Below are 22422 nucleotides of genomic sequence, written 5' to 3'. Positions count from 1 at the left end.
TTGGGGATCTTACGAGCTCAGCTGCGTCGCGCGCCGTCTGGCGAGTGCACGCAGCACGATCTTGCGGATCTCGTCGTACCAGAGCACGACGGACGCGAGGGCGATGCAGGTGGCCCAGTGCGCCAGGTCCAGGGATGCAGTCCCGAAGGCGACCTGCAGAAACGGCACCTCAACGACAGTGACCTGCAACAGCACGCCCAGCGCGATCGATCCCCACAGCCACTTATTCGAGAACAATTTGCGGAACGCACTACTCGTCTCAGAACGGGCATTCAGCGCGTTGAACAGCTGAGCCAGCACGAGAGTGGTGAACCCGGCCGTGCGTGCGACGTCAAGGGTGTCGCTGCCGTCGACGAAACCTCCGGGGAGGAACGCATCGACAGCGAACAGCGTCACCAGCGCCATCACCAGACCGATCGAGAGGATGCCGCCCCACATGCGGCCATCGATCGCGCGGTCGATCAGTTTGCGGGGTCGCCTGGCCATCACGTCGTCAACCTCGGGGTCGACGCCCATCGCCAGCGCCGGAGTGGAGTCGGTGATCAGGTTGATCCACAGGATCTGGGTGGCGAGCAACGGCAGCACAAGCTCGCCGTCGGCGCTCGCGTCGGTGAGCCCGATCACGCCGGCGAACACGACGCCGAGAAACACGGTGAGCACTTCACCGACGTTCGATGACAGCAGGTAGCGCAGAAACTTCTTGATGTTGTCGAAGATCACCCTGCCCTGCCGGACAGCCGCGATGATGGTTGCGAAGTTGTCGTCGGCGAGGATCATGCGCGCCGCCTCCTTCGTCACCTCGGTGCCGGTGATTCCCATCGCAACGCCGATATCGGCGGACTTGAGCGCCGGAGCATCGTTCACCCCATCGCCGGTCATTGCCACGATCTGCCCGTCGGCCTGCAACGCATCGACGAGGCGCAGTTTGTGCTCGGGCGACACACGCGCATAGACCGACACCTCGCGGGTCACGCTGCGCAGGCCGTCGGCGTCCAGGGTGTCGAGCTCTGTCCCGGTGACCGCCCGTGCTGGCAGCTCGACGATGCCGAGATCGGCAGCAATCCGTACGGCTGTGGCCGGGTGGTCACCGGTGATCATGATGACGCGGATGCTGGCGCGGTGCGCTTCGGCGATCGCGTCGCCGGCCTCGCGACGCGGGGGATCGATGATGCCGACGACCCCGGCGTAGATCAGGTTCTGCTCGAGCGATGCATCAATACCTGTTGAGGCATCCACGGCGTCGAAGTCGACAGGGCGATAAGCCACACCGAGCGTCCGGAACGCCTGGGCCGACAGGGCTTCGACGTCATCCTGAGCCTGCTGGCGGCGCTCGTCGGTGAGCGGAACGATGCTCTCGCCCAGCTGGAGGCGCGTGCAGTGGTCGAGAAGCACGTCGGGAGCGCCCTTGCTGAACAGCACGAGGGGACCGTCTTTCCCGTCCTGCTCGAGCGTCGACATCATCTTGCGTTCAGAGGTGAACGGGATCTCATCCCGCCGTTCGAATCGGTCGACGTGAGCCTCGGTGCCATCGAGCTTGCGGGCCGCCACGAGGAACGCAGCCTCGGTTGGGTCGCCCTGGATCTGCCACTCGCCATCCCGTTCGGTGAGCTGGGCGTCGTTCGCGAGAGTGCCAGCGCCCAGCACCAGCTGCACCTCGAAGCGCAGATCACCGGTGATCTCACCACCGTCGCTCTGCACCGAGCCATCCGGCCGATAACCGACACCTGTCACATTCGCGTGCCCTGAGGCGGTGATCACGCGTTCGATGGTCATCTCGTTGCGCGTCAGCGTGCCGGTCTTGTCGGTGCAGATCACCGAGGCTGAGCCGAGTGCCTCCACCGAGCTGAGCTTCTTCACGACGGCGTTGCGCTTGGCCATCCGCTGCACGCCGATCGCGAGAATCACCGAGAGGATCGTAGGGAGACCTTCTGGCACGGCGGCCACCGCGAGCGAGACACCGAGCAGCAGCACGACAACCAGATCGCTTGGTTCGGTGACGCCCTGCACCAGGATGAAGGTGATCATCACCACCAGCGCGATGATCACCACAATGATGCCGAGTGCCTTGCTGATGAGTTTGATCTCGTTCTGCAGCGGCGTGGGATCCTCGACCGTCGCGTCGAGCATCTCGGCGATCGCGCCCATCTCGGTCGACATGCCAACGGCGGTGACGATGGCGCGACCGACGCCCTGGGACACCGATGTGCCCTTGAAAACCATGTTCACCCGGTCGCCGAGCGGCACCTGGTCCGTCAACGTGTCCGAGCTCTTGACGACCGCCGCACTCTCGCCGGTGAGCGATGCTTCCTGCACCCGCAGCGCGCTCGCAAAGATGAGTCGGGCATCCGCACCGACGGCGTCGCCCTCGCCCAGTACCAATACATCGCCACGCACCAGTTCGCTGGACGGCACCGTTTTGAGCTCACCGCCACGCAACACGGTGGATGTCGCGGCGGTCATCGCACCGAGGGCGGCGACGGCATCCGCTGCCTTTGCCTCCTGCGTGTATCCGAGAATCGCATTGAGGATGATGATGGCCGCGATCACGATCGCATCGACCGGTGCGCCGTGGGCGCCCTCGACGAGCCAGGCAACGAGGGAGACCGCGACGGCGGCGAGCAGCAGGTAGATCAACGGATCCTGGAACTGTGCCAGGATTTTGCGCCAGGTCGGTACCGGTGGGGTGCCGCGCAACTCATTCGGGCCGTCGGTGGCCAGCCGCCTCGCGGCCTCCGCATCGGACAAACCGGTCGATGTGTCGACACCCAGCCGAGCTTCAACCGTTTCAGGGGCGAGCAGGAAGGCGTCGCCGACAATCGGTGCTTTGGGTGTGGTCATGTCGATTTCGGTAACTCACTCATCCGGATTGGGCGCGGGTGTTGCATCGGAGTGCTTGCCGACGTGGACGGCGGCGAGTCCGCTGCGGGCCGGTCCCTCGATCCGCGTGCCGTCCGGAGCGAAACGCGAGCCGTGCAGCGGGCAATCCCAACTGGCCTCCGCTGAATTCCAGGTGACGACACCGCCGAGATGCGGACAGATCGCAGACACCCGGTGGGTGACTCCGTTGACGGTGCACTGGGCGACCGGTTTCAATCCATCAAGGGCGACGCCCGCGTCATCTTTGCCGGCGGGGTCGTGCTCGATCGCCACCAGCCGAGCGGCGCCACGGGCCGTCTCGACCGCGACGTGGGCGTTGGTGTCGATCATCTGCGCAATGTTGGGTGCCGGCCAGCCCCGTCGCCGGTACAGCGTGTGCGCCCAGGCGAGCCCCTGTCCGTTCACGAGTGCCGTCAACGCAATTCCGGCGGCAGCAGCATTGGCGAGCCCCCACTTTGCGTAGCCCGTCGCCACCAGGATGCCGTGCTCGCCCGGGTGTAGCGGGCCCACATATGGAGCGTTGTCGAGAGTGGTGTAGTCCTGTGCCCACCAGCGGCGGAACAATGTCGCTCCCGGAAAACGTGCGCTTGTCCACTCGTCCACATCCGCGGGGCTTTCGGTAAACGTGCGCGGTCGCCCAACGACCCCCGCCGCGCCGCCGACCAGGAGCATCCGGTTGTCACTGGCGACGTCGCCACTGACGAAGTTGGTATGCGTGAGGTCGGTGCTGAGCAACGAACGTCGCGGCTCATCGACCGAGAGGTACATGCCCCGCAACCACTCACCGGCACCGCTGTACGCGGCGACGGACGAGCGCTTGGCCTCAATGCGGGCGAAGTGTCCGCCGCGCGAGAGGAAGGGGATGCCTGTGGCGGCGATCACCCGGCCTGCGTCGATTTCGCCCTGTGTGGTCTGTACCCGATAGCCGTCGTGGGTTGCCGTCACAGCCGTTGCGGTGCAGCTACCGACGACCCGAACGCCAAGTGCCCGTACCTCAGCGACCAGCACGTCAATGAGCAACATGGTGTTGATGTGCAGCTGGTTGTTGAGCCGGAGGGCGAGTCCGACCTTCCACGGCAGCTCGGTGTCACGTGAACGCTCAAGCGGTAGTCCGGCGGAGCGGCCGAGATCGTATTCCCGTTCGAGACGCACCATCCCGGCGCTGGAATCGGCATAACTGTATGCGGGGCGCTCCTCAAACGGTACGTCGTGGCTGCCCATGAAATCGAGTAACCAGCGTTGTCCAGCCTGATTCGCGGTGACGTAGGCGTTCACGACCTCATCAGGCAGGTGCTCGGCAATGGCGCTGAGCGTTGCGCCCTGCAACAAGCTGACCTTGCCGGTTGACCCGCCAGTCGTCAACGACCCAGGATCGTACGCATCGAGCACGATGACGTGGTGACCTGACCGGGCCAGCAGGTACGCCGTGACGAGGCCGGTGAGCCCAGCGCCGACCACGACCACGCCCATCCGTTCGCCGACCGGCAACTGATCGCTGTCAAAGCGGCGCCGACCGTGCCGCCATAGCGACTCGTCCATCGGGGGCATCGTGCTGTCTTCAGGGTCAGCCATATCGGGCTCCTTCGCTGTTGCCTGCCACGGTAGTCCGAGTGGCGCTGCGGGGAGAGGCTTGGCTCAGGTAGCCCTACGGATAGTCCCCGCTCGTCTTGGCCTGCGGGCCCGTCAGACGGTGCTGGCGCGCTTCTTCCCGGCCAGCTCGTACGAGCCAGCAACGAGGTCATCCACGATGTCGGCGGTGATGCCAGTCCCTGACCCGATCGATATCCAGTGCCGCTTGTTGAGATACCGGCCCGGCTGGATGCTCTCGAACGAGCGGCGCAGCGACTCAGCGCGGTGAGGGTCGGCCTTCACAGTGATGATGAGTTCATCCGGATCTTCGGTGACGATGAGAAAGACCTTGTCGACCACCTTGTAGACGTTGAGACTCTTGGTAAACGGATACCCGTGCGTGACATCGGGCAGGTTTTCGGCGGTCTGCCGTGCGATCTGCTGGATCTGCTCACCTGAGAGCTGTGCCTGCATGAGTTTTCCCCTCCATACACGTGCGTACGTACGATGGTACGCACCACGAAAGGAACTGACCGTGACGAACACCATGCGAGCGATTGTGCTGGCTGGGCCAGGGGAGCCCGACACCCTTATCCCGAGCGACGTTCCGGTTCCCCAGGTGAAACCAGGGTGGGTTCGCATCAGAGTCAAGGCGTTCGGCGTGAACGAATCCGAGGTCACCAGTCGGCACGGGGGATCGTCCAGCGACTTCAGTTTTCCGCGCATCCTCGGCATTGAAGCCGTTGGAATCATCGACGCCGCCGACCCTGAAACCGGCTTCAGCCCTGGGCAGAAGGTGGCGACGATGATGGGCGGCATGGGGCGCTCATTCGACGGCAGCTACGCCGAGTACACCGTCGTGCCAGCGGATCAGGTGATCCCGCTCGAATCCGAGTTGCCGTGGGAGACACTCGGGGCGCTGCCCGAGATGTTCCAGACCGCATACGGGTCGCTGACCACGGGGCTCGATGTGCAGGCCGGACAGACAGTCCTCATTCGCGGCGGTACCTCCACCGTTGGCCTCGCCGCCGCAGACCTCGCTGCCGACATGGGCGCCACCGTGATAGCCACCACTCGCGATCCCGCCAGGTTCACCCTGCTGAGTGACCACGGCGTCACCCATCCGCTTCTCGATCAGCGCGACCTCGCCACGGCCGTACGCCAGCTTGTGCCGGCGGGGGTGGATGCGGCGCTTGAACTTGTCGGAACAACCACACTTCCCGATACTCTGCGCAGCGTCCGCCGAGGCGGAACCGGGTGTTTCACCGGAGCGCTCTCGGGTGCATGGACGATTGAAAACTTCTCGCCGTTCGCTGTCATCCCGAAAGGGGTGCGTCTCACCACCTACGGGGGCGACGCCTCCGACCTGCCCGCCGACGCGTTCGCGCACCAACTCGACGCCATCGCAGCCGGTCGCATCCACCCGGCGATCGCCGCCGTCTATAACGGTCTTGAGCAGGTAGCGGATGCTCACATCGCACTCGAGTCCGGGTCGACTCCAGGTAAACACGTCGTCGTGCTCTGAGGTGATGTGAGCGTCCACTGACCTGATTGTTCTTGAGGCGCTCGAGCCGCTCACTGATCTCGTCAAACGTGATCATCAGTAGCTCCTTCGGTTGCGTCGGGTCACGGTGCCCGGCTCGCTCCCATGGTGGGTCGCGGCGCCGTTTGGCGTTTCGATCATGCGCCGTGCAGGTCGCGAGTTCACCCGCTCGACCGACGAGTTACGCTGGAAACAACGACTCTGGATGCATCCGAGGCACCTATTTCTGTGCCCCTAGTAAAGGTGACCACATGGCCGAAATGGCAGACAAAAAGAAGCGACACGACCAGCTGACGACGGCGCCCAAAGCATCGGAAGAAGACGCGGCACCTCGAATCACGACGACCAAGCGACCCAACGGCGCCACGCGTATCGACGTCGCTGACACAGCCGCCGTGCGTCCGGGCAAACCGCCGAAATCGGTCGAGTCGGCCACGCAGGACTAGCGTCTGCCGCAAATAGAGCAGCGAGACTGCTGCACGGCCGCACTTGCGGGTGGATACGCGCACGCTGAATTTGGCAAATAGCTTAATAAGCATGCAATCTTTATTAATTATTCTCTCCAGGTTGGTGAGAGTGGCGAAGGGATGCACGTGCTCACAAATTTGGTTCCCCGCCCGCGGTCTCTCCAGGTTGGCTCCGGCGCCTGGCGCCCGGCAGGTGCGGCTGGAACAGTGTCGATATACGCAGCCGATGCAGCGGTGCCCGCGTCGGTGCTGTTGCGCTCCCTGCTCTGGTCTGGCCTGCGTCTGCACGGGCGCGAGGTGGCGACCGCTGCGACCGCCGACATCCGTCTCGTTCTCGACGACGCGTTTGCGGACGGTGCCCTCGAAAGCGAGGCGTATCAACTCACCGTCGATGAGACCGGTGTGCTTATCACCGCGTCGGGTGCCGCCGGGTTCGTCGCCGCCGTTCACACGCTGCTGCAGCTCTGCGGCGACGACGTGTGGCGATCCGGTGCCGCTTTGCCACGGACACTGTCAATTCCTTACGTGTGCATCGACGACGCTCCGCGCTATTCATGGCGTGGATTGATGATCGATGTCGCCCGCCATTTTCTGCCGCTGCGCGAATTGCGTCGCATCATCGAACTGATGGCGATGCACAAGCTCAACACGTTGCACTTGCACCTCACCGACGACCAGGGCTGGCGCCTCGAAGTGCTGGCCTTTCCGCGGCTGACCGAGGTCGGTTCGTGGCGGGCATCGACGCAGGTCGGAGGCGATGACGCGACGGCGGGGGAGTACAAACGCCCGCACGGCGGTTTCTACACGCAGGATGAACTGCGCGACCTGGTGGCCTTCGCCGCCGACCACGGCGTGACGATCGTGCCAGAGATTGACGTTCCCGGACATTCCCAGGCGGCCATCGCGGCATACCCGCAGCTTGGAATCAGCACATCGCCCGGCTTCCCGCCCGCTGTCTGGCCGCGCTTCGGGGTGTCTGATTTTCCGCTGAACATGGAACAGGGCACCGTCGAGTTTTTCCGCACAGTGCTCGATGAACTGCTCGACATCTTCCCGTCTCGAGTCATCGGGCTCGGCGGCGACGAATGCCCGTCCGGCCCGTGGGAGGCAGATCCGCGCTCGGTCGAGCTCGCCGCCGAACGCGAGTTGTCGCATCCGCGCGAGTTGCAGGCATGGTTCCTGAGCCAGCTCGCTGCGCACCTGGACGCGCACGGCCGGACTCTGCTTGCCTGGGATGACCTGCTCGAACATGAATCCCGACCGGATGCCCTCGTGCTGGGCTGGCGCGGAGAGGCCGGAGTTCGCGCAGCTCTGCGTGCGGGCCTCGAGGTCATCGCCTGCCCTGATCATTTGGTCTATCTTGACTACCGCCAGTCTGAGGATCCCCGCGAGCCAGTGCCAGTGGGAGTCGTGGTGACCGCGGCCGACATCGCCCGGTTCGACCCGATGCCGACCGGAGTCGAGGAGGGCGCGCGTGCACTCATTCGAGGTGGACAGGGCAACCTCTGGGCCGAACACCTCGACAATCCGCGCTCGGTCGACTACATGCTGTGGCCACGGGCGTGTGCGCTTGCTGAAGCGCTGTGGGCTGGTCCTGTAGACGATGACGCCGAGTTCGCGGCGCGGTTGCACTCGCATCTGGGTCGGCTTGACGCGTTCGGAGTGGAATACCGGCAGGCTGATGGACCCAAGCCGTGGCAGGCGCGCCCCGGTGTGCGCGGGCGCGAACAGACTCTTGAAGAACGGGCGGCAGCCGTTGCAGAGCTGACTGAGGCGTTCGGCACAGTGGAGGTCGGGTAGTGCGAGGAAATGACACCTTGTCGCTGACGTCGGCAGAATTGTGGGCTGTGAAACGCACGCCGTCGACCCCGCGAGCCGCTGTCGCTCAGGACGCCAGAGCTCACAATCAATCCTTGATCCTTGGTCTGCTCCACGCGAGCGGTCCCATGACGCGGCCGCAACTGGCGGCAGCGATGAAACTGTCGCAACCGACGGTGACAGCGCTCGTTGCCGATCTGCTCGACGAAGGAATGCTCCGCGACATGGGCGTGGTGGCAGAAGCCCGCGTGGGTAAACCCGCTGCACGGGTAGAGATCGACCTTGACGGAAATGCGGCGGCCGTCATCGACCTGAGCGGCGGCCATCTCTTCACCGGAGCCATCGTGAATCTGCGTGGCGACATCACAGCCCGTACGAGCGTCGAGGTGGGCGGTGTTACCGGTGACGCGGCGATCGAACTTGCCGCTCGCATCCTCAGCGATCTGGTCCAATCGACTCCTGCACAGGTATTGGGCGTTGGCGTCGCTTCGCCGGGGCTCGTAGATGACGTCGGAAATATTCGCGTCTCCGACCGCCTCGGCCTGCGCCATGTCGATGTAGCCCATGCGATCTCGTCGGCGACAGGACTCGACGTCACCGTCGGCAACGACGTGAACTGGATGGCGCTCGGCATCCGTCGCTTCCGGGATCGCGAGACGCGGGACTTGCTGACAGTGACGATTGAGAACGGCGTCGGCGGAGCTGTCATCCTCGACAGCGACCTGGTGCCGGGCGAACAATTCGCTGCCGGCGAGATCGGTCACGTGATCGTGGATCCCAACGGCGAGGAATGCGTGTGTGGACGCCGTGGATGCCTCGAGCAGGTGACAGGGGCATCTCACCTGCTGCGACGGATCGAGAGTCGCCCTGCTGATGAACATGACGCTCTGGTGTCGGGCGCGGGTGGAAAGCTCGGCGGTTTTCTCGCGCCGATTGTAAGCATGCTCAACCTCACCGATATCGCATTGATCGGTCCAGAGGGTCTCGTTCAGGGGCTGTATGCCGACGCGGTGCTCGACGTCATCCGTGAGCGGTTATTGCCCGCCCACGGCGCGAGCATCCGGGTGAATGTGTACGAGCAGGATGCCGATCTCGTCATCCTTGGCGCGGCTAGCGCGGTCATCGAGGCGCAGCTCGGCGTGCGTTAGCCCGTCGCGAACTTAACAACTAGCGGGCGGTAGAGGCACCATGCGCTCGCTGTTGCGCCTCAAGGGTGTGCACCGCCTGCGCATTGAGCCCCTTGAATCTGGCAGCCGCAACCCCTATCGCTCGCTTGCCGTCCGACATATCGTTGAGTATCGTTCGCGATTTATCGAGGAGGTCATTATGGCTAGTTCGTTCCCCACTGGCGGGTTCGGCGGCGGCAACCCCGCCGAGGGAGTGTGGCAGTTCATGGATCAGCTGCGCTCAGGTTTCGAGAAGCGCGCTGGAAGCCGCATGGGTCGAGGGGATGTGCGCGCGGCAGTGCTCGCGCTGCTCGCCGAGCAACCGATGCACGGCTACCAAATCATCCGCGAGATCGAGGAGCGCAGTGGTGGCAGCTGGAAACCCAGTGCCGGCTCGGTTTACCCGACACTGCAGCTGTTGGCCGATGAGGGGCTCATTAGCGCGGAGGAATCGAATGGCCGCAAGACCTACGCGCTGACAGAAGCGGGGCGCGAAGTCGCCGACGAGTCCGGCAATTCAGCGCCGTGGGACACCACGAGCTCAACGGATGGCGTCGGGCACGGTGCTTTGCCCAAGTCAGGCATGGAGCTCGCACAGGCCGTTGCCCAGGTGAATCGCACCGGCTCGCCCGCGCAGGTGCAGGAAGCGGTGGCCGTGCTCGATGAGGCGCGTCGCCGACTCTATTCGATCCTCTCGCAGGACTGACGCGGGTGCCATCGGTCCGTCAGGGTCGATCAGCTTCGATGACCGGCGCTGGAGACACCCGTGCCCGCTACCGTCGCATCCTGCGGTTCGCCGGCTGGCAGTTGACCGTCGCGTGGTGGTACGAACTGTTCCTGCCACGCATCGGGCTGTCTAAGCTCGCTGCGCGCACACGAGCGAAGCGGATGCGACGCTTCGCGCAACGCTTCCACGTGCTCGCTGTCGACCTCGGCGGGTTGATGATCAAGGTCGGTCAGTTCATGTCGTCGCGCCTCGACGTGCTGCCGCCCGAAATTACCAGTGAGCTGGAGGGGCTGCAAGACGAGGTGCCGCCCGTGCCATTCCCGGCCATCCGCGCGCTCGCGGAGGCCGAGTTAGGCGTGCCACTTGAGCGGGCATTCGTGGCGATCGATGAGACGCCGGTCGCAGCGGCATCCCTCGGTCAGGCGCACAGGGCCAGGCTCGGCCCGCTCGATGCTGCAGATACCGGTCTGGATGGGGTGGTAATCAAGGTGCAACGGCCGGGCATCGACGAGATCATTGACGTCGACCTGGCTGCCCTGCGCAAAGTCGGCGGCTGGCTCAGCCGGGTGCGGCTGGTGTACGACAGGGTCGACATGCCAGCGCTCGTTGAGGAGTTTGCTGCCACAAGCCTCGAAGAGATTGACTACATGCACGAGGCCACGAGTTCTGAGCGCTTCGCCCAGGACTTCGCCGGCGACGACCGGGTGGCGGTGCCCGAGGTCGTATGGGAGCGCACAACCAGACGCGTGCTGACGCTCGAGGATGTCACGGCCATCAAGATCACCGATGTTGAAGCGCTGCGCGCGGCTGGCATCGATCCGGCCGAGGTAGCCCCGGTCTTCGCGGCTGTCATGTTCGACCAATTGTTCACGAACGGCTTCTTCCACGCCGATCCGCATCCGGGCAACATCTTCGTGACGCCGGTCGCCCCGAGTGCAAGCGACGTCGGCGAGCGGCCGTGGAAGCTGACATTCATCGACTTCGGCATGATGGGGGAGGTTTCCCCCAACGTCCGCAGCGGCCTGCGCAAGCTACTGATCGCGGCGGCCTCGCGCGACGGCAAGGGCCTGGTGGATGCGATCCGCGACCTGGGCGTGCTGCTGCCCTCGGCCGAGACCGCCGAGCTCGAGCGCGCGATGATTCAGCTCTTCGCCCGGTTTGGCGGCATGGGTTTCGCCGAGCTGCGCGACGTCGACCCCCGGGAGTTTCGCGAGTTCGCCGTGCAGTTCGGTGACGTCATCCGCTCGCTGCCGTTCCAGCTGCCCGAGAACTTTCTGCTCATCATCCGGGCGATGTCGCTCACCTCAGGAGTGTGCAGCGCCCTCGATCCCGAGTTCAACCTCTGGGACTCCGTCGAGCCGTATGCCGCGCAGCTGCTGCGCGACGAGCGTGGCAATTTTGTGCGGGACATCGGGCAACAGGCTGTGGAAGTCGCCGGGATCACCATGGGACTGCCGAAACGGCTGGATGCAATGCTCACTCGCATCGAGGAGGGCTCCCTGACCGTGCAGAACCCGCACCTTGAGCACCGGGTTGCCCGACTGGAGCGCGCGGCCCGGCGAGTTATTTCTGCTCTGCTGTTCGCTGCTCTACTCATTGCCGGTGCGGTGATCCATGCCGATGATGTGGTGCTCGGCACGGTGTTCATGGTCGCGTCAATCGTTCCGCTGTTGCACGCACTATTCGCAGGCCGCGCCCGCCAACAATCCAACTGAGTACGTCGCTACACCGATGACGCCAGATGTCAGGAGAATGAATATGCACATCCGAACACTCGGCCAAGGACTCCAAGTCTCGGCCGTCGGCCTGGGCTGCATGGGCATGTCGCAGAGCTACGGGCCCAACCCGGGCAATCGTGACGAGATGATCGGCGTCATCCGCTCTGCCGTCGACGTCGGCGTCGCGTTCTTCGACACCGCAGAGGTCTACGGTCCGTACATCAACGAAGAGCTTGTCGGCGAGGCGCTCGAACCGATCCGCGACCAGGTCGTCATCGCCACTAAGTTCGGCTTTGACATCGAGAGTGGCTCCGGCGGGCTCAACAGTCGGCCCGAACAGATCCGTCGCGTTGCTGAGGCTTCGCTCATGCGGCTGCGTACCGATGTAATCGACCTGTTTTATCAGCACCGAGTCGACCCGGATGTTCCGATCGAGGATGTCGCCGGCGCGGTGGGCGAGCTGGTGAAAGAGGGCAAGGTCAAGCACTTCGGGCTCTCCGAGGCTGGCGTGCAGACCATTCGGCGTGCCCACGCGGTGTTTCCCGTCACCGCGTTGCAGAGCGAGTACTCCCTGTGGACGCGTGATCCAGAGGCTGAGGTGCTTCCGACGCTCGCCGAATTGGGCATCGGTTTAGTGCCGTTCAGCCCGCTCGGCAAGGGATTTCTCACCGGAACCGTCAACGCCAACACGACATTTACTGACAACGACATCCGCAAGACGATTCCGCGCTTCTCGGAGGACAACCGGGCTGCCAACCAGGCCATCGTCGATCATGTGGCACAGCTCGCGGCGAGCAAGGACGCCAGCCCCGGCCAGGTCGCTCTCGCCTGGTTGCTCGCACAGCAAGCGTGGATCGTGCCGATCCCCGGTACCCGGCGAACTGCGCGCATCGAGGAGAACGCCGGGAGTACTGCGGTTGCGCTCTCGGCCGATGAGCTGGCCGACCTCGACGCGCTCACCCAACGCATCGAGGTGCATGGTGCCCGCTACAACGCGCATCACCTGGGGATGGTGGGCCGCTAGCGCTAGCCTGCCCACAGGGCAGCTACGCGCTGATCGCGAAGCACATCTGGTTTTGGCGACTTCGGCAAACGCCAGCCAGTAGAAGATCTCGATCCCCGTTTGATGAGGGGCGGGACGCAGCCATGCTCGGTTGCGGTTGTTAGCCTGAGCGCATGGAGAACTTCGACACTGTCGTGATCGGCGCTGGCGTCTCCGGGCTTACCGCCGCGCGGCTGCTCGCACAGGCCGGGCAGCGCGTGGTCGTGCTTGAAGCGCGCGATCGCATCGGCGGCCGCACCTGGACCGAGCGCTCAGACGGGCTGATCAGCGACAGGGGCGCCTCGTGGATTCACGGCATCGATGGCAATCCGCTGGCCGACGTCGTCAGGGACTTCGGCATGCGAACCGTCGAGTTCACGGTCGGCAGCTACCAGCCAGACAGTCGTCCCATTGCGTATTACGGACCGTCAGGTGAACGCCTGAGTGATGCTGCCGTTCAGGCTTTCGTCGACGACGTGCGTGAGTTCGACCGGCACTTGGCCGCGGCGATCGCGGCATCCGCTCTCGGCAGTTCGTACGAGGATGCCATTGAGACAACGCTCACCACGCTTGACTGGAACCCAGATCGCGCCGAGCGGGTGCGGGAATTCGTGCGGCACCGTTCCGAAGAGCAGTACGGGGTCTGGGCGGCAAACCTGGATGCACACGGCCTCGACGACGACACAGTTGAGGGCGACGAGGTCGTCTTTCCTGATGGCTTCGACCGGCTTGCGGCGCATCTCGCCGAGGGGCTCGACGTCAGGCTCGAGCATGTAGTCACGCGCATCGAGTGGTCGACCGGGGGAGTGACAGTCAGCTCGACTGCAGGCGAGTTCGCCGCGGCTCGGGCGGTCATCACGGTGCCCATCGGCATCCTGAAGTCGGGTGAGCTGAGCTTTGACCCTGTGCTGCCCGACTGGCTCGCCGACACCATCGCCGGATTTGAGATGAACAACTTCGAAAAGGTGTTCTTGCGCTTCCCCATCAAGTTCTGGGACGACGACGTCTACGCGGTTCGGCAGCAGGGCGAGGGCGGAACGTGGTGGCACTCCTGGTACGACCTGACCGACCTCCACGGGGTGCCGACACTGCTCACGTTTGCCGCAGGCCCGAGCGCCATCGCCACGCGCGAGTGGGACGACGAGCGAATCGTCGAGTCAGTGCTTGATGCCCTGCGCAAGCTCTACGGAGCACGGCTCGAACGGCCGAATCACGCGCTCGTCACGCGCTGGCAAGACGAACCGTATTCACGAGGCTCGTACGCGTACATGACGCCGGGTTCGACGCCGGACGACCACGACCGGATGGCCACGCCGATCAATGGTGTGCTGCACTTCGCGGGTGAGGCGACCTGGACGGATGATCCGGCTACGGTCACGGCGGCATTGCGCTCTGGCCATCGTGCGGCCCAGAACATCCTCGGTCGCGAGCTGTCGTATGGCGGGCTGTCCGAGTCTCTCTGATTGGTTCGAAGCTCGCGTGAGCGGACGGACTCGAACCGAGTTGATATTCCGTCTGGAGTCCCTGCCCGCGTTGGTCCCTTGCTCCTCTCCTGACGTCGGAATAAGTTCAGGAGCACCAGCACCAGCAACAGCACTCGGCATCCGCTCGACTTGATTGGACACACAGTGACCGCAGCGACCGCAGCCCCCACAGTGCCAGCCGCATCTACCCCCGTACCGGGTTCCGAGGTGCCAGTGCCCTCCGCGAGCACCGCCACGTCAGTGAACGGCAGTATCTTTCGATTCACCGGTTCAACCGACGCTCCATTGGTCCCTGGGAGCTTCATCGTCACGACGGATGGTGTGACTGGTCTGCAGAAGATCGGTATCGTCGACAGTCTTGAGTTCACTGACGACGGCGTACTAGTCGGTGCTGGCCGCATCCTCGGGACGATCACTGACGATGGTCTCCTCGACCCATCACGGCCCACTGCATTCTTCGAGGCCGCAATCGTGGCGGCGGATTCCGATGCGATCGAGCTCGTTTACTCTTCTGCGGGGGCCACGCTGAATGTCGGATCGCTCGTTGAGTCCGACGGGATCGGCGCCCGGCTGATTCCTGGCAGATTCAACCGGCATACCTTTTGGTGTGGTCAGAGCGGTTCGGGCAAGACGTACGCACTCGGCGTAGTGCTTGAACAGCTGCTGGTGCATACGGGGCTCCCGATGGTCATCTTCGACCCGAACGCCGACTTCGTGCGGCTGCATGAACTGATCTCCGACAGCGACGTGCCTGAGCATCGCGCCCTGCAGGAACGAGACATCCGCATCCTGCGACCCAGCGGCACCGGAAACGAGCCGCTTCTGGCGCGCTTCACCGACTTCTCGATTCGGTCGAAGGCAGCGATACTGCGCCTTGACCCTGTTGTTGATCGCGATGAGTACAACTTGCTCATGCACTTCGAGGCGAACGGTCTCACCACTGGCAATCACGAAGACCTTGTGCCGCGGTTGCGCGCAAGCACAGAGGTGGCCGCGCAGGCGCTGGCGCAACGTATCGAGAACCTTCGGCTAGTCGATTGGGAGGTATGGGCATACGACGGTAAAGAGGCGAACCTCATCGTGGACGAGCGTCCAGACGCGACAGTTCTCGACCTCGGCGGATTCGCCTTTCCCGGCGAGAACCTTGTCGTTGCGTTGTCGGTGCTCGATGACCTGTGGGCCAAGCGCGAGTCACGGAGACCCATCCTCATCGTGATCGACGAGGCGCACAATCTCTGTTCGCCCGACAACGACTCCCCGTTGCACCGAGCAGTGTTGGAACGCATCATCCAGATTGCCGCAGAGGGGCGCAAATTCGGCCTCTGGCTGCTCCTCTCGACCCAGCGCCCGTCGAAGATTCACCCGAGCATCATCTCCCAATGCGACAACCTGGCCCTGATGCGGATGAGCTCGCCGGTCGACCTCGACGAGCTCGCGACGATCTTCGGGTTCGCACCGCCCGAGCTGCTCGCGAGCTCTCCTCAATTTCAACAGGGCGAGGCGCTCTTTGCCGGTGGATTCGTGCCAGCCCCGACGTTGCTCAAGATTCGAACTCGGCTCACGCCAGAGGGTGGCTCCGACGTGCGGGTGCCCATCCGCTGAGGGAGCTGGCTACTCCACCAGCTTGCCGACGGTCGAAACCTCCGCCATGAGCGCCGCGATCTCGGCGGGTACCGGTGGGATCTCCTCACGGGTCACACCCGTCGAGGGCGACCAGACCAGGTTCACCTGCAGCGCCGGGTCGGTGTCGGGGTAGTCGCTGCGGTTGTGGCATCCGCGGGTTTCACGACGTTCGACGGCAGCCTCGAGGGTTGCCCGAGCCGCCAAGGCCGAGGCCTTGAGATCGAAGGCGTGCGCGAGGTCTTGGTACCCGGCAATGTCGGGGTGGATCCCGACCTGACCCATGCGCTGCTCGATCTCGTCGAGCTTGGCGAGGCCGGCTTTGAGGCCCTCCTCATCGCGCACGACGCCGGCATGTTCGGTCATCATGTTGCGGATGGCCCGCTGCAGGGCACGCACATTCTCGTGGCCGTCGGCGGTGAGCAGATTGTCGATCTCAGTTCTGGCCTGGGCAAGCGCCTCCGCTGAGCGCGGCTGCGACTCCAGTGAAGCGGAATATGCGGCGGCGGCACGTGCCACGATCCGGCCGAAGACGAGCAGCTCGATGAGCGAGTTGCCGCCCAGACGGTTCGCGCCGTGCAGCCCGCTGGAGGCCTCACCGATCGCATAAAGGCCGTCGACATCCGTGCTGTGATCGTCGGGGCGCACCCAGACACCACCCATCGAATAGTGCGCTGTCGGCGCGATCTCGATCGGCTCCTGGGTGATGTCGAGCATCTGAAGTTCCATCATTGTTTGGTACACGCGGGGGAGGCGATCCATGATCACCTCGCGCGGCAGATGCGAGACGTCAAGCCAAATGCCCCCGTTCTCAGTGCCGCGGCCCTCCTTGATCTCGGTGTACGCGGCCAGCGCCACGCGGTCGCGAGTCGAGAGCTCCATCCGCACCGGGTCGTAGCGCTCCATGAAGCGCTCGCCGAGGGCATTGCGCAGGATGCCGCCTTCGCCGCGGGCTGCCTCAGAAATCAGGGTTCCGGCAGCACTCTCCGGCTCGATGATCCCTGACGGGTGGAACTGCACGAGCTCCGGGTCCCGCAGGCGGGCACCGGCATCGACGGCCAGGCGGAACGAGTCGCCGGTGTTCTCGTCGCGACGTGACGACGTGCGGCGCCAAATCCGGTTGTGTCCGCCGGCGGCGAGGATGACGGCATCCGCGTGGATGAGGTAGCGGGTGCCGGTGTTGATATCGAAGCCGTACGCACCGAACACCTGGTTGTCGCGCACGAGCAGGCGAGTGATGTAGACCTCGTCGAGGATGGGGACGTTCAGCTGCGCGGCGCGATTCACCAGGCTGCGCTGGATTTCGAGGCCCGTGTAGTCGCCGGCGAACGCGGTGCGGCGAAAGGTGTGGGCGCCGAAGAAGCGCTGCGAGATGCGGCCGTCTTCTTCGCGGGCGAATGACATGCCGTAACGCTCAAGATCGCGGATGCCCTGCTCGGCACCGCGGGCGACAATCTCGACGGTATGAGGGTTGGCGAGGTTGTAGCTCTCCTTGATGGTGTCGGCCGCGTGCTGCTGCCAGGAGTCGTCTTCATCCATCGTGCCGAGTGCTGCGTTGATGCCGCCGGCGGCGAGCGAGGTGTGTGCGTCGTTGCGTGGGCGCTTGCCGACGGCAAGCACGTCGGTGTCCATTTCGGCCAGCTCGATGGCCGCCCGCAGGCCCGATCCGCCGGTGCCGATCACGAGCACAGTCGTGGAGATCTGCTTTTCATTGCGTGTTGCTGAAGTCATGAGCTCAACGCTAAGAATCGCCTGTTGATTAGTCCAATGAATCATTCGAGTTGGTTCAATGTGCTTAGGCTATCGATATGAACCTGGAACAGTTGCAGAGCTTCGTCGAAGTCGCCCGCACCGGGCATTTCACCCGAGCCGCGGCGCAACTGCACCTCGCGCAACCCTCACTCAGCCGACAGATCGCAACGCTTGAATCCGACCTCGGTGCCGAGCTGTTTCACAGGGTTCGAGGCAACATCACCCTCACGGCAGCGGGCGAATCGCTGCTGCCGCTGGCAAAGCGGATGCTGGCAGATGCCGAAGCCGTCCGTCACGAGATGCACGAGCTCGCGGGCCTGAAACAGGGACGGGTGCGTCTCGGTGCCACGCCAACGCTCTGTATCAGCCTGGTCGCCGAGGTGCTGGCCTCCTTCCACACGGCGTACCCAGGCATCGATCTGCACCTGACCGAAGGCGGCTCGCGCGGACTGCTCGACGACCTGGCCGGCGGAGCGCTCGATCTCGCGCTGATCACCACCTCTGACGAAGGGGGCAGCAGCAGGGGCGGTGGGAGCAGCTCGTCCGCGAGCCTGCAACGGATCCCGCTGCTCACCGAAGAACTCGTGATCATTTCCGCAGCGCAGAGCCCGCTGTTTGGAAACCGGAAGTCGCTCACTCTCGCAGGGCTCGCTGTACTCCCACAGATCACCTTCCACGAGAACTACGACCTCCGTGCCGCCACGATGCAGGCCTTCCGCGACGCGTCATTGACGCCGCAGATCGTGCTCGAAGGGGGCGAAATGGATGCGGTGCTGCGCTGCGTCGAGCGTGGGCTCGGCGTTGCCGTCGTTCCCGCCATGGTCCTGACCGATCGACCGGGCTTACGCTCCGTCAGGCTCAGCGCGCCGCGCCTGACCCGCGAGGTCAGCCTCGCTCATCGCAGCGATGTCACGCTGACCCGCGCCGCCCGGGCCATGCACGACATGATCATCGACACCGCCGACATCCTCTCGTCGGTCAACACCACGGCCGAGGGACTGATTGTGCGAGCGTTGTAGCGTTTCTGCGCTTGCCCGACCATCACCGGATACACGCTGGTTCGGTATTCATCGATCAAGCCCAGTTGCCGTCCGGGCCGACGATGTAGCCATCAAGTGAGACACCCATTGGATAGGTCACTTTGTGTATAAGACGTCACCTTCCGCTCGTAATCGCTGTGATCTCACTGGCCGCGTCGTTCTATGACGGCTGCCCAGGCGGGCAGAGTCAGTCCGATGGCGAACATAACTATTCCCACAATCTTGACCGGAAGCGTTTCTCCAAATATGAGCAGGGCTGTACCGGCTAACCAGATGACAATGCCGACAACCGAGGCCCACACCGCTGTTTTCGAGATCTTTCGCATGTGATCCCTTCCCACTCTTCAGCATGCTGAAGAGGGATGGCGAACGTCAAGCGTCCACCTGTGCCAACAGGGGGTGCTAGCCAGGCAACCCGAGTGCTTGCTCAGTGGCTTGCTGCATGCTCAGTAGTGTGCTGCCGACCCACCATCTCGGTGATCCAGATGGGAGCGAAGGGCGACGTGCAGTTCGGGGGAGCCGGGTAGTCCTTGAGCACCTCGAGACGCTCCCCGATGTCGATGGCGCGATCGCGATACTCCGGGTGCGTGATCCCAATCTGAGCCAGACACGTGTTCATCGCCCATTGCAAACGCTCGGGGGCATCCTTCATTTCTGCCTCGATGGTGTCGAGCAGTCCAGGAATGTCGAGGCCGTCGGGATCTTTCACCACCCGATCGGACGTCAGGGCCCAGCCTGCACTCGCGACAACCGGGTCTGGATCGGCGAACCAGACAACCCGCAACTCCCCGGCGTGCTTACTCTTCTTCACCACGTAGTTCACCAGCCAGTCGTGCACTTTGGGGATGCGCGCCTCGCGCAACATGGCATCCAGTTCGTCACGCTCGAGTGCTTGTGGCTGGTAGATCAGGATAGCCACGAGGCGGGCAGCGGTATCGCCCGTCTGCCACAGCTCGGGCGCAAGATCCTGCTGGGCCTTGAGCCGCTTGGCCACTGCGCGCAGCTTGCTGAGGTTCACTCCGTGGTCATCGCCGTGTCTGGCATTGATCGCGCGGGCCTTCGGGTCTTCAAGCGCGGCGAGCTCGGCCATCACCTCGGCCACTGTCGATCCGGCTACCGTCGTCGTCTGAGCCATCGCTGCCTCCCATCGTCTGTGAGATTCAGCCTACGGCGAGAGCTGAGACACACCTGGCAGTGGCCTAGAACGTGTGAGCGGGGCCAGGGAATTCGCTCGCGCTGACTTCGGCGGCGAAGTCCGTCGCGGCTCCGTGGAGGGTGGTCCGCATGTCAGCGTACTGCTTGACGAATCGGGGGAGGTTGCCCGAACGCAGGCCGGCCATGTCTTGCCACACCAATACCTGAGCGTCACAACCGACGCCTGCACCGATGCCGACAGTGGGGATGTCAACTGATGCGGTGATCGCAGTGGCCAGCTCACCGGGAATCATTTCAATGAGGATGCCGAATGCACCGGCTCTTTCAAGCGCCTTGGCCTCTGCCATGAGTCGGTCGGCGTCTGGCCCGCGGCCCTGGATTCGGTACCCGCCCAGCTGATGCTCTGCCTGGGGAGTGAATCCGATGTGCGCCATGACCGGGATTCCGTTTGCGGCAAGCTTCTCAACCTGAGGCACGACCTCAAGCCCACCCTCGATCTTGACGGCGTGTGCGCCGGCCTCTTTCATGAATCGAGCTGCCGTGCGAAAACACTGCTCGGGAGACTCCTGATATGAGCCGAACGGCAGATCAGCGATCACGATGGGGCGCCACGTTGCACGGCTGACGGCCCGTACCAGCGGCAGAAGCTCGTCGACGGTGACCGGCAACGTCGTGTCGTTGCCGAAAATGTTGTTGGAGGCGGAGTCGCCAACAAGCAGGACGGGGATGCCGGCATCCTCGAAGATCGTGGCGGTGAGCTGATCGTAGCTCGTGAGCATCGCCCACTTGTGCCCCTCACGCTTCCACTGTCGGAGCTGGGGAATGCGCACTCGCTTGCCCGACGGGCCTGTGGCGAGTGGCGTGGATCCGTAAGGCGCGGGCGCGTCCGTCATGCAATCGTCCCTTTGTTCGTGAGTTGCGGCCCCCAAGATTACCAGCGACCTGCGCCCGGCCGGTCGAGTCATGCAGCTCCGTCATCAGCTGCCGCTTGCGCCGAACCACCTGTGCAGATGGTCGTCCAGAGCCTGCTGGTCGTCACCCACCCAGACGATGTGGCTGTCGGGCCGCAACAGCACGGCAGACACATCCAGTTCCTCCCTGACGTCGACGACGTGATCGACCCGGTCAGCCCAGCCGTCGATCGAAAGCTCGCCGGTCTGGTCGAGCAGTAGCCCGCGACCGGCGTGCATCAGCTCGTACAGCCGCCCGCGCGTCAGACGGATATCTCGCAGGCGCCGACCGAGCAGCTCATGCCCGGGCTCATCGCCGAAGTCGTAGCGGATGCCGATCCCACTGACTTTCTCGACCAGGTGCCTGTTCACATCCTCGAAGTTGATCAGCTCGGTGATCAGGCGCCTGACGGCTTGTGGCCCCGGCTCTTGCAGCAGTAATTCGCCCAGCACGCGGGTGATGTCCAGTACGTCGGCGGCGACCGGATGCCGCTCGGCGTGGTAGCTATCGAGGAGCCAGGTCGGCGCCCAGCCAGCGACTTCGGCTGCCAGTTTCCAGCCTAGATTGAAGGCATCCTGGATGCCGAGGTTGAGGCCCTGACCGCCGTACGGCGGGTGGATGTGGGCGGCGTCACCCGCCAGAAACACCCGGCCAATGCGGTATCGATCCGCCAGCCGGGTCGCATCCCCAAAGCGGGACAGCCACCGCGGGGAGTGTGCACCAAAGTCAGTGCCGGCGAACACGCGCAGCTGATCACTGAGCTCCGCCAGCGTCGGCGGGGCTGCGCGGTCTTCGGCCACTCCATCGGCGGGCGTGACGACGCGGTACAGTCCGTCGCCAACGGGCCCCGCGCCGAAGTTCTTGTGGGTCTGACGAACCTCGGTCACTATACGGTCGATCTCATCCGCCGGCATTGCCAACTCCACTACCCCCAGCAGCATCTCTTGCCGGCTGGGCTCACCGGGAAAGCCAACACCGAGCAACTTGCGCACCGCACTGCGACCGCCGTCACAGCCGACGAGAAAGCGCGAGAGCAGCTGCGTTCCATCAGTCAGCTCGACCGTAACGCCGAGCTCGTCCTGACTCACTCCGACAACCTCGCACTCGCGCCGGATCTTGACGCCGAGCTCGGCTGCATGTTCGAGCAGCAGTCGCTCGGTGAGGATCTGCGGAATACCGAGAAGGTACGGGTGCGCAGTGTCCAGATGGGCCGGCGGCGGTGCGGGGATGCCGGCGAAACCGCCGAGCGGATACGTCTGGCCGAGCGCGAGGAAGGGATCGAGTAGTCCGCGCTGGTCAAGGATTTCAACGCTGCGCGTGTGGAGACCGAGTGCGCGGGCAATTTTGGTCGGCTCCGCATCCTTCTCAAGCACCAGCACATCGATGCCCCGCAAACGCAACTCGCTGGCCAGCATCACGCCGGTCGGGCCCGCGCCGACAATGATCACGTCGTACACGACAGCCCCCTCATCACTCCGTCTGTGTGGCGGTCG

General features: G+C 64.1%; 18 protein-coding genes. 10 read left to right on the top strand and 8 right to left on the bottom strand.

Annotated elements, in window-relative coordinates; translation table 11 throughout:
- Window positions 1-9 precede the first annotated feature (9 nt).
- From ACMT3I_RS07965 to ACMT3I_RS07955, 3 genes are all read right to left on the bottom strand, one after another.
- Window positions 10-2838, bottom strand: a complete 2829-nt coding sequence (locus ACMT3I_RS07965) for a cation-translocating P-type ATPase (RefSeq protein WP_414803932.1) — start codon at window positions 2836-2838, stop codon at window positions 10-12.
- A 15-nt stretch (window positions 2839-2853) separates the two neighbouring features.
- Window positions 2854-4449 (bottom strand): FAD-dependent oxidoreductase, encoded by a 1596-nt coding sequence (locus ACMT3I_RS07960; protein ID WP_414803931.1) that lies wholly within the window; start codon window positions 4447-4449, stop codon window positions 2854-2856.
- A 111-nt stretch (window positions 4450-4560) separates the two neighbouring features.
- A complete protein-coding gene (locus ACMT3I_RS07955) occupies window positions 4561-4920 on the bottom strand; it encodes an MmcQ/YjbR family DNA-binding protein (RefSeq protein WP_414803930.1) in 360 nt (119 codons plus the stop codon).
- Between the two features lie 61 nt (window positions 4921-4981).
- On the opposite strand from ACMT3I_RS07955, the gene ACMT3I_RS07950 reads away from it, so the two are divergent.
- From ACMT3I_RS07950 to ACMT3I_RS07910, 9 genes are all read left to right on the top strand, one after another.
- Entirely contained in the window at window positions 4982-5971 is a 990-nt protein-coding gene (locus tag ACMT3I_RS07950; RefSeq protein WP_414803929.1) for an alcohol dehydrogenase catalytic domain-containing protein, read from the top strand.
- A gap of 269 nt (window positions 5972-6240) precedes the next feature.
- Window positions 6241-6435, top strand: a complete 195-nt coding sequence (locus ACMT3I_RS07945; RefSeq protein ID WP_414803928.1) for a hypothetical protein — start codon at window positions 6241-6243, stop codon at window positions 6433-6435.
- A gap of 141 nt (window positions 6436-6576) precedes the next feature.
- Window positions 6577-8256, top strand: a complete 1680-nt coding sequence (locus ACMT3I_RS07940) for a beta-N-acetylhexosaminidase (protein ID WP_414803927.1) — start codon at window positions 6577-6579, stop codon at window positions 8254-8256.
- Window positions 8256-9422 carry an ROK family transcriptional regulator gene (locus ACMT3I_RS07935; protein ID WP_414803926.1) on the top strand — a complete coding sequence of 389 codons (1167 nt, stop codon included), beginning with the start codon at window positions 8256-8258 and terminating at the stop codon, window positions 9420-9422. The genes ACMT3I_RS07940 and ACMT3I_RS07935 overlap by 1 nt, the downstream gene beginning before the upstream one ends.
- Before the next feature lie 178 nt (window positions 9423-9600).
- Window positions 9601-10146: a PadR family transcriptional regulator gene (locus tag ACMT3I_RS07930; protein ID WP_414803925.1), complete on the top strand. Its 546-nt coding sequence runs from the start codon at window positions 9601-9603 to the stop codon at window positions 10144-10146.
- Between the two features lie 38 nt (window positions 10147-10184).
- Window positions 10185-11882: an ABC1 kinase family protein gene (locus tag ACMT3I_RS07925; RefSeq protein WP_414803924.1), complete on the top strand. Its 1698-nt coding sequence runs from the start codon at window positions 10185-10187 to the stop codon at window positions 11880-11882.
- A gap of 43 nt (window positions 11883-11925) precedes the next feature.
- Window positions 11926-12909 carry an aldo/keto reductase gene (locus ACMT3I_RS07920; RefSeq protein WP_414803923.1) on the top strand — a complete coding sequence of 328 codons (984 nt, stop codon included), beginning with the start codon at window positions 11926-11928 and terminating at the stop codon, window positions 12907-12909.
- A 152-nt stretch (window positions 12910-13061) separates the two neighbouring features.
- The gene (locus tag ACMT3I_RS07915; protein WP_414803922.1) at window positions 13062-14390 is read left to right on the top strand and encodes a flavin monoamine oxidase family protein; all 1329 of its coding nucleotides are present in this window, start codon (window positions 13062-13064) and stop codon (window positions 14388-14390) included.
- Window positions 14391-14624: 234 nt separating this feature from the next.
- A complete protein-coding gene (locus ACMT3I_RS07910) occupies window positions 14625-16013 on the top strand; it encodes an ATP-binding protein (protein WP_414803921.1) in 1389 nt (462 codons plus the stop codon).
- 9 nt (window positions 16014-16022) lie between these two features.
- Here the strand turns inward: ACMT3I_RS07910 and ACMT3I_RS07905 are convergent, their stop codons facing one another.
- On the bottom strand, window positions 16023-17762 hold the full coding sequence (locus ACMT3I_RS07905) for an L-aspartate oxidase (protein ID WP_414803920.1): 1740 nt from the start codon (window positions 17760-17762) through the stop codon (window positions 16023-16025).
- Window positions 17763-17839: 77 nt separating this feature from the next.
- On the opposite strand from ACMT3I_RS07905, the gene ACMT3I_RS07900 reads away from it, so the two are divergent.
- Window positions 17840-18802 carry a LysR family transcriptional regulator gene (locus tag ACMT3I_RS07900; RefSeq protein ID WP_414803919.1) on the top strand — a complete coding sequence of 321 codons (963 nt, stop codon included), beginning with the start codon at window positions 17840-17842 and terminating at the stop codon, window positions 18800-18802.
- Window positions 18803-18966: 164 nt separating this feature from the next.
- Here ACMT3I_RS07900 and ACMT3I_RS07895 read toward each other — a convergent pair whose 3' ends face one another.
- The 4 genes from ACMT3I_RS07895 to rox all read right to left on the bottom strand — a co-directional run bounded on the left by ACMT3I_RS07895 (window position 18967) and on the right by rox (window position 22386).
- Window positions 18967-19149 carry a hypothetical protein gene (locus tag ACMT3I_RS07895; protein WP_414803918.1) on the bottom strand — a complete coding sequence of 61 codons (183 nt, stop codon included), beginning with the start codon at window positions 19147-19149 and terminating at the stop codon, window positions 18967-18969.
- Window positions 19150-19250: 101 nt separating this feature from the next.
- Window positions 19251-19958, bottom strand: coding sequence for a DNA alkylation repair protein (locus ACMT3I_RS07890; RefSeq protein ID WP_414803917.1), 708 nt, complete (start codon window positions 19956-19958; stop codon window positions 19251-19253).
- Window positions 19959-20022: 64 nt separating this feature from the next.
- Window positions 20023-20871 (bottom strand): 3-methyl-2-oxobutanoate hydroxymethyltransferase, encoded by an 849-nt coding sequence (panB, locus tag ACMT3I_RS07885; protein WP_414803916.1) that lies wholly within the window; start codon window positions 20869-20871, stop codon window positions 20023-20025.
- An 84-nt stretch (window positions 20872-20955) separates the two neighbouring features.
- Window positions 20956-22386: a rifampin monooxygenase gene (gene rox / locus ACMT3I_RS07880; RefSeq protein ID WP_414803915.1), complete on the bottom strand. Its 1431-nt coding sequence runs from the start codon at window positions 22384-22386 to the stop codon at window positions 20956-20958.
- Window positions 22387-22422: the final 36 nt, after the last annotated feature.

Origin of the sequence: Leifsonia sp. A12D58 (assembly GCF_047530025.1) — a bacterium.
Classification (GTDB): Bacteria; Actinomycetota; Actinomycetes; order Actinomycetales; family Microbacteriaceae; genus Cryobacterium.
This window is presented reverse-complemented; position numbering and strand designations above follow the sequence as displayed.

Bases quoted from the DNA above. Each gene is read 5' to 3' on its own strand.
- ACMT3I_RS07965 (WP_414803932.1), bottom strand. From the start codon at position 2,838: ATGACCACACCCAAAGCACCGATTGTCGGCGACGCCTTCCTGCTCGCC.
- ACMT3I_RS07960 (WP_414803931.1), bottom strand. From the start codon at position 4,449: ATGGCTGACCCTGAAGACAGCACGATGCCCCCGATGGACGAGTCGCTA.
- ACMT3I_RS07955 (WP_414803930.1), bottom strand. From the start codon at position 4,920: ATGCAGGCACAGCTCTCAGGTGAGCAGATCCAGCAGATCGCACGGCAG.
- ACMT3I_RS07945 (WP_414803928.1), top strand. From the start codon at position 6,241: ATGGCCGAAATGGCAGACAAAAAGAAGCGACACGACCAGCTGACGACG.
- ACMT3I_RS07940 (WP_414803927.1), top strand. From the start codon at position 6,577: ATGCACGTGCTCACAAATTTGGTTCCCCGCCCGCGGTCTCTCCAGGTT.
- ACMT3I_RS07930 (WP_414803925.1), top strand. From the start codon at position 9,601: ATGGCTAGTTCGTTCCCCACTGGCGGGTTCGGCGGCGGCAACCCCGCC.
- ACMT3I_RS07925 (WP_414803924.1), top strand. From the start codon at position 10,185: ATGACCGGCGCTGGAGACACCCGTGCCCGCTACCGTCGCATCCTGCGG.
- ACMT3I_RS07920 (WP_414803923.1), top strand. From the start codon at position 11,926: ATGCACATCCGAACACTCGGCCAAGGACTCCAAGTCTCGGCCGTCGGC.
- ACMT3I_RS07915 (WP_414803922.1), top strand. From the start codon at position 13,062: ATGGAGAACTTCGACACTGTCGTGATCGGCGCTGGCGTCTCCGGGCTT.
- ACMT3I_RS07905 (WP_414803920.1), bottom strand. From the start codon at position 17,762: ATGACTTCAGCAACACGCAATGAAAAGCAGATCTCCACGACTGTGCTC.
- ACMT3I_RS07900 (WP_414803919.1), top strand. From the start codon at position 17,840: ATGAACCTGGAACAGTTGCAGAGCTTCGTCGAAGTCGCCCGCACCGGG.
- ACMT3I_RS07895 (WP_414803918.1), bottom strand. From the start codon at position 19,149: ATGCGAAAGATCTCGAAAACAGCGGTGTGGGCCTCGGTTGTCGGCATT.
- ACMT3I_RS07890 (WP_414803917.1), bottom strand. From the start codon at position 19,958: ATGGCTCAGACGACGACGGTAGCCGGATCGACAGTGGCCGAGGTGATG.
- panB (WP_414803916.1), bottom strand. From the start codon at position 20,871: ATGACGGACGCGCCCGCGCCTTACGGATCCACGCCACTCGCCACAGGC.